Source organism: Paracoccus albicereus, from assembly GCF_024359525.1.
Taxonomy (GTDB): domain Bacteria; phylum Pseudomonadota; class Alphaproteobacteria; order Rhodobacterales; family Rhodobacteraceae; genus Paracoccus; species Paracoccus albicereus.
The window spans coordinates 1-6497 of the sequence record NZ_JAKZEU010000014.1 but is presented as its reverse complement, the minus strand read 5'-3'; the positions used below and the strand labels follow the sequence as shown (position 1 = coordinate 6497).

8 protein-coding genes are annotated in these 6497 nt (G+C 61.0%); 5 read left to right on the top strand and 3 right to left on the bottom strand.

The features are described from left to right. On the bottom strand, nt 1-940 hold a 940-nt coding region (locus tag MLD63_RS17855; RefSeq protein WP_439957693.1), incomplete at its 3' end, for a BapA/Bap/LapF family prefix-like domain-containing protein. 310 nt (nt 941-1250) lie between these two features. Between MLD63_RS17855 and MLD63_RS17850 the strand changes: the two genes are divergently transcribed. The 5 genes from MLD63_RS17850 to MLD63_RS17830 all read left to right on the top strand — a co-directional run bounded on the left by MLD63_RS17850 (nt 1251) and on the right by MLD63_RS17830 (nt 5212). Continuing rightward, nucleotides 1251-2390, top strand: a complete 1140-nt coding sequence (locus MLD63_RS17850) for a tetratricopeptide repeat protein (RefSeq protein WP_255331240.1) — start codon at nt 1251-1253, stop codon at nt 2388-2390. A 500-nt stretch (nt 2391-2890) separates the two neighbouring features. Further along, nucleotides 2891-3718, top strand: coding sequence for a GAF domain-containing protein (locus MLD63_RS17845; protein ID WP_255331243.1), 828 nt, complete (start codon nt 2891-2893; stop codon nt 3716-3718). Further along, nucleotides 3719-4279 (top strand): PAS domain-containing protein, encoded by a 561-nt coding sequence (locus tag MLD63_RS17840; protein ID WP_369697017.1) that lies wholly within the window; start codon nt 3719-3721, stop codon nt 4277-4279. Nucleotides 4280-4284: 5 nt separating this feature from the next. Then, nucleotides 4285-4827, top strand: coding sequence for a sensor histidine kinase family protein (locus tag MLD63_RS17835; RefSeq protein ID WP_255331239.1), 543 nt, complete (start codon nt 4285-4287; stop codon nt 4825-4827). After that, a complete protein-coding gene (locus MLD63_RS17830) occupies nt 4808-5212 on the top strand; it encodes a response regulator (RefSeq protein WP_369697016.1) in 405 nt (134 codons plus the stop codon). Before MLD63_RS17835 ends, MLD63_RS17830 begins: the two co-directional genes overlap by 20 nt. Before the next feature lie 35 nt (nt 5213-5247). Here MLD63_RS17830 and MLD63_RS17825 read toward each other — a convergent pair whose 3' ends face one another. Both MLD63_RS17825 and MLD63_RS17820 read right to left on the bottom strand, forming a co-directional pair. Further along, nucleotides 5248-5610 carry a hypothetical protein gene (locus tag MLD63_RS17825; RefSeq protein ID WP_255331238.1) on the bottom strand — a complete coding sequence of 121 codons (363 nt, stop codon included), beginning with the start codon at nt 5608-5610 and terminating at the stop codon, nt 5248-5250. A gap of 103 nt (nt 5611-5713) precedes the next feature. Further along, complete coding sequence (locus tag MLD63_RS17820) at nt 5714-5911, bottom strand: hypothetical protein (RefSeq protein WP_255331237.1); 198 nt, start codon at nt 5909-5911, stop codon at nt 5714-5716. Between the last annotated feature and the right edge of the window lie 586 nt (nt 5912-6497).

Genomic DNA, 6497 nt, shown 5'->3' with positions numbered 1-6497 from the left:
GGTCAGTGCCGTCCGTCGGGTCCGTTGGATCAGTGCCATCGGTGGGGTCGGTGCCATCAGTAGGATCGGTCGGGTCCGTGCCGTCCGTTGGGTCAGATCCGTCGGTTGGGTCGGTTGGATCGGTGGGGTCCGTTGGGTCCGTGCCCTCGGTAGGATCCGTCGGGTCGGTGGGGTCCGTACCGTCTGTCGGGTCAGTGCCGTCGGTAGGATCGGTGCCGTCGGTGGGATCGGTCGGGTCCGTGCCGTCAGTCGGGTCCGTCGGGTCAGTGCCGTCAGTAGGATCCGTTCCGTCGGTGGGATCGGTCGGATCCGTTGGATCCGTGCCGTCAGTAGGATCGGTGCCGTCAGTCGGATCGGTGCCGTCAGTCGGATCGGTCGGATCCGTTCCATCGGTGGGGTCAGTGCCATCGGTGGGATCCGTCGGGTCCGTCCCGTCGGTGGGATCCGTCGGGTCAGTGCCGTCAGTGGGGTCCGTCCCGTCGGTCGGATCAGTTGGATCAGTGCTATCGGTGGGGTCGGTGCCATCAGTAGGATTGGTCGGGTCCGTGCCGTCCGTCGGGTCCGTGCCGTCCGTCGGGTCCGTCGGGTCCGCACCCGCAGACCCACCGCCGGAGGAACCGCCGCCGCCGGCAGCGGCGAGACCAACGGCTCCAGCGGACCACAAGGCCGCCGCGACCTGCTCATCGGACATGCCGGCGCCCAGTCCGGCCTCTTCCCCTTCGGCATCATCCGCAAGGATGATCGTCCCGTCACCCAGAACAAGCTGGTGGGGCGCGCCGTCGGCGGCGGGGTCGTAGAAGCCCTGGACGAGAATCTCGTCGCCGCTCGCCAGCATCACCGTCAGATCACTGCCTGACCGCGCGTAGCCGCTGATGTCACCGGGCAACGCCTGCAGCGGGATGTCCCTCAGCGCGCCAGCCTGAACGATACTTTGTGCCATTGATCAATCCTTCCAATACGACCCGGAGAATCTCGGAAAAAGGCGAAGTGACAGGGTGTCTCTCACGTAGATACTATAGTATGTATGATATGACTATACTAAAGTGTGTACAAATGGAGCGTGAGGTCTGCCGGTACGCTAAAGGAAAGATTCGTCTTTCCTTAGCGAGCGAAGCTCGAAGCTACCGGCGGAGCTGCCTTCTTAGAATTACCCGCTACCAGAGAAACTTCTGGACCGACCGACCCGGCTTTGAACCATCACCCGAGGTGACGCCTTGAAACCGCCCACAACCACACCGTTCGAACGCACGATGAAGCGCGCAAAGAAGTTACGCACCGACGGCAACTTTCGCGAAGCCGCCGCTGCCTATTCGGAGGCAGCAGCGATGCGCCCACATTCGAAGGCCGGGCTCTTCGTCGCGATGTGCCAGCGCGATGCTGGCCTTACCAGCGACGCGATCGACAGTTATCGCCTCTATGCGAGCCGAAACCCCGAGGATTTCGATGGCTGGTGTGGCCTTGGTGTTCTGTTGAAGCGGCTTAGCCGGTTCGACGAAGCGATCTATCCGATGAGGCGCGCTCTTTCCCTGCGCGATGATGCGCCAGCGCGAAACACGCTGATCGCTTCTCTCTGGAGGGTGGGCAAGACCCAAGAGGCTGAGCGCGAGGGCCTCAGGAATCTTCAGCTGAAGCACCAACTCGCGCAGCAGATCTTCAAATCCTCATCCTGCAAGGATTTCACCATCAAGCCGGGGGGACGGGGATTCGATCCGGAGGACAGACAGCGCAACATCATTTCGTTTTCGCTCTGGGGCGACCGTCCTGAATATATAACGGGGGCTATCGTGAATGCGCAGATTGCACAGCACCTTTATGTGCGCTGGACCCCCCGTTTCTATTGCGATGGATCCGTTCCGGCGGATGCGCGGGACGCCCTGAAAGCCTACGGCGCGCAGGTGATCATGATGACCGGCAAGGATGATGCATCGATCCGTCCGATGTGGCGGTTTCTGGCCGCGGACGACCCTGACATCAATGTCTTCGTGTGCAGGGACGCGGATTCGCGCCTCAACGCGAAAGAGCTTCTTGCGGTGACCGACTGGCTGAATTCAGGCCGCCGCTTCCACATCATGCGTGATCACGCGTACCACCACGAATTGATCCTGGCCGGCATGTGGGGCGGCATGGCCGGTATACTTCCCAACATTCGGCAGTGGCTTCGAACATCACCCAAGTATTTCAATAACAAATTTGGCGACCAGGCATTCCTTGCCGACATGCTTTGGCCACTGATTTTCGAGGATGCCAAGATCCACGACAGCGTCTACCGATTTCCAAACGCGGATCGCTTCCCGAACGGATACGACCTACCCGGGCTGATCCATGTCGGGGGTGGCGTGAAGAACATGCCTCATTGGTCGAGCTATGTTCAAATGTCCGCAAGCGGTTAAGTGTTTGGCCAAGCGCCGTCAGGCCGCGCAGATCACTTCAAAGGATCTGTCTCATACTTCGATCTACTATCGCGGCGCCCCAGCTCTGGTTCAGCTGCCCGCCACTTGCATGGTTCTCTTGAGCGGCTTTGGTACGATGGCTTCCGTGCGTTGCCACAAGCAGGCCTGATCGACTTATTCATCGTCACGAGACCGCCTCACCACAGAACTCGATGCCGCGGGCCCGGCATGCATCGACCAGACCCCTGATCTCGGCCTCTGTGGATTGCGTGTGAGGGCGCAGCGCGCCGGGATCCCGGCTTGCAATCAACCGGCGTCGCGATGGGCAATCGGCAGCCATTTTGCCGATATCCTGCGCTTGGGCAACGAAACGACCCACGACGCGTTGGTGACGATAACGTTCTGCGGTGAGATCACGAGGAAGCTGACCGCTCGCGACACTATCGGCTGTCCAGTGCCCTGAAAACCGGTCCGGGAGGATAGGTATGTCAGAATTGGAGATGATGCAGAGACGCCAAAAAGTGCTGGCGGATTTCGGCGACTTTGCGCTCCAGTCCGAAGATCTCGATGAGGTGCTGCACGAGGCCTGTCGATTGGTGAGCGAGGCACTTGGAACAGTTCGGGCCAAGGTGCTGGAGATTGAGAATGGCGGAGAAAGTTTGTTCGTCCGCGCCGGCGTGGACTGGGCCCCGGACGTGGTTGGCCACATTCACGTTCCCATGGGAGAGAACTCGTCCGAATCTTTCTCCATACGCGAAGGCGAGCCGGTCGTATCAAAGGACATCGCGCGGGAAGACCGCTTCGATATGCCGCCCTTCATGAAGGAGGCCGGCGTGGTGGCGCTGGCTAACGTGCCCATTTTCCTGCCGGGCAGACGCGCCTACGGACTTCTCCAGGTCGACGATACCCAGCCCCGCGACTTCGACAGTAGCGGCTCGCAGTTCTTGCGCACCTACGCCATTATTCTCGGGCCCATCGTCGACCGGCTGCTGCAGCTCGACGAGTTCCGCAACAGCGAGGCTCGGCGACGCCTTTTGCAACCGAACTGGGAGACCGACGCCCTTGGCGTGGTCACGACCGACAGCCCGAGTTGGCGTGCCCATACAGGCCAGACCCTGGAGGAATGGCTGGGCTACGGCTGGCTGGACGCGGTCCATCCGGACGATCGCCCGTATGCCGAACGACAGTGGCGAGAAGCTGTTGCAGCCCACAAGACCGTCGATGACGAATTCCGACTCGCGCCCAGGATGGCGAATGGCGCTGGACCAATGTCCGCGCCGCTCCCGTTTACGACGCAAGAGGCAAGATCGCGAAGTGGGCCGGACTGAATATCGACATCGAGGTCCGCAAAAGCGCCGATACGGCGCTGCGCGAAAGCGAACTCCGTCCGCTTCCGCACGCTGAGCGAGGGTATCCCGCAACTCGTTTGGCGCGCAGTCGACTACGGGCATTGGACATGGTCCAGCACGCAGTGGAGCGCATTCACCGCTCAGACCGACTTGCAAAGCCGCGGATGGGGCTGGCTGGAGCCTGTGCATCCCGACGACCGCTCTGGCGCCCGTGAACCCTGGGAGCGAACGCGGCGCACCGGCCGGTTCGAGGCAGACTATCGGATTCGACAGGCGGCGACGGGTGAGTTTCGCTGGTTTCAAACCCGTGCCACATCGGTGCGGGACATGAATGGTCGGATCTTGGAATGGCTTGGCACGTCCACCGATGTTCAGGAGCTCAGAGAAATCCAGGAGCGGCAGAGCGTCCTGGTAGCAGAACTTCAGCATCGCACGCGTACTCTCATGGGCGTGGTGCAAGGCGTAACCGACAAGACGCTCTCGTCGAGCAGCTCGCTGACGGAGATCAAACAGAGATTCGTGACCGTCTCGGCGCGCTGAACCGCGTGAACCGCTTACTGTCCCGTCTGGATAGCGGCCGACGCATCTCGTTCGATGAGCTTCTCCGAACCGAGTTCGATGCGCATGGAATAACGGACCCCAAAGATCCCGGCTCGCCGGTCAGGCTCGAGGGTGCCCAAGGCATCCTGTTGCGATCTTCGCACGTCCAAACCCTCGCTTTGGGCATCCACGAGTTCGCCACCAACGCGCTTAAATATGGTGCCCTGTCGCAGCCTCAGGGGAGGCTCAGTGTGAGTTGGCACTTGATTAAGGGTTCGGGCGGTGAGCGACGCCTGCACGTGGAATGGTGTAAGAGTGGAGCGTCACCGCCGGCGGGCGAGCCCGACGACGGCGCCAAGGGGAGGCAGCCCGCTCATCACCGCAGTGGCTACGGGCGCGAACTCATCGAGAAGGCCCTGCCCTACCAGTTGAAGGCTGAAACTTTTTTCGAACTCACGTCTCGGGGTCTGCGCTGCAGCATCACACTCTCTGTCTCAGCTGCAATGAATCGAACCACGCAATACGCTGATGAAACTCGGGATGACTAGTCAGGCCACTCACCACAGTCGACAATGCGGATCCGTCCTGAGCGGGCGGCGTGTCCTTGTGGTCGAAGATGAATACGTCATGGCCGAGAACTTGTGTGAGGCGTTGGTGGCGCAGGGCGCCGAGGTCGTGGGCCCCGTTCCAACCGCGGCCGAGGCACTTGCATTGCTGACGCAGGGGCCAGCCCCGCACCTCGTACTCCTAGACGTCGACTTGCAGGACGAACGTGTCTACATTGTCGTTGATAGGATTCGCCTCGACCGCATACCGTGCATCTTCGTTACTGGCTATGACCCCGAAGCCATACCCGCCGAATATGCCGACGTGCCACGGGTGGATAAGCCTGTCGAGATCCAGCAAATCTTGACGAAGGTCAGTGGAGAGTGATCGCCCGGCCCATAGGCAGCAAGATGTCCAAACCCTCAGCCGTGTGACGGTGAATCACTGGCAGGGAAAGACTCATCGGACGCCTCGTCGACGGAGTCCCAATCCAAGGGCGGATCCTGCATCGATTCCGGACCTGCGGAGCGGACCGAAGGTTCGTTGGGAGGAAAGCCGACGATACCATCAACGGTCAATCGAAACTCGTCCGCTAGCGCCAGCTCGATACCAGCGCCGGCGGCCTCGACTGCTCCAGGATCTTCCTGCCCGTCTCGAAACGTCGAGCGCTCCCGGAGCCGCGATTGGAGACGTTCACCGGAAGGAGTGTCCGCGAGCGCAGTGATTATCAATTGCATCATGCGCCTGTGAGCGAGCAGCCGCCCCTCGAACTCTTCTTCATTCATCGGTTCCTCCTGTTCTGCACCTTTCTTGGAAAACGATAGGCGACAATGGTCGTGAACGCGTCTCGAATCTCACGACCGTCGGCTTCTGTGACCGACAAGCAGGTCAGGTTGCAGTCGCGACCTGAGCGTGTTGGACGACCGACCAGTCATCATGCCCTTTGCGGCGATAGACGGATGTGCAGACGGCCGCGAAGCGGGTCTCCCCCTTCAGCGCCGCGACTTGATAGCCCACCACGATCATGCCCTCTTCGGGTCGGGACACGGACTTCTCCGAAAAGGTCACGTCCTCCCAATCAGACATTCCGCTGACTGCCTCTGTCGCATCCTTGCCAACGAACAAATGCGGCGCGTGACCGAGCGCCATGATACATTCTGGATCGACACGCTCGTGATAGGCCTCATCAGTAGCCTGCCAAAGGCTTTGCTCAAATCTTCAGACGCGTTCGTCATCCATCGAATTCTCCTTGGAAACAGTCTCAGGCCAGTCAGGTTGGGCGGCGCCGATGGATGAGACAGCGCTCATCCGCTGACCAGCGGTGCCTGGCCCCACAGTCGAACGCGATCTGCCGGCAATAGTTGCTTCGCGTCGAACCCGCAGTTCGCGGCGTGCTGGACAAGACAAGCCTTGCTTGAAGTTCTAGATCAGCGCGTACGCCGGTCTGTGGTAGTTTGCAGCGCCGTCAATTTGGGCTCGCTTATGATGGACCTGACAGCGCGCCCTCCGCGGATCCGGTGCGGTTCCATCCGTCAATGGCCGCGACCCATCTCGCCCGCGGCGCATTGGCCAGCGGGCTAACGGAACCTGGCGGCATGGAGGAGACGAAGGAGGCGCTTCGGGGACTGATCGAGAAGATCGTGCCGGCGCCGGACCCGCATGGCCGCGGTTT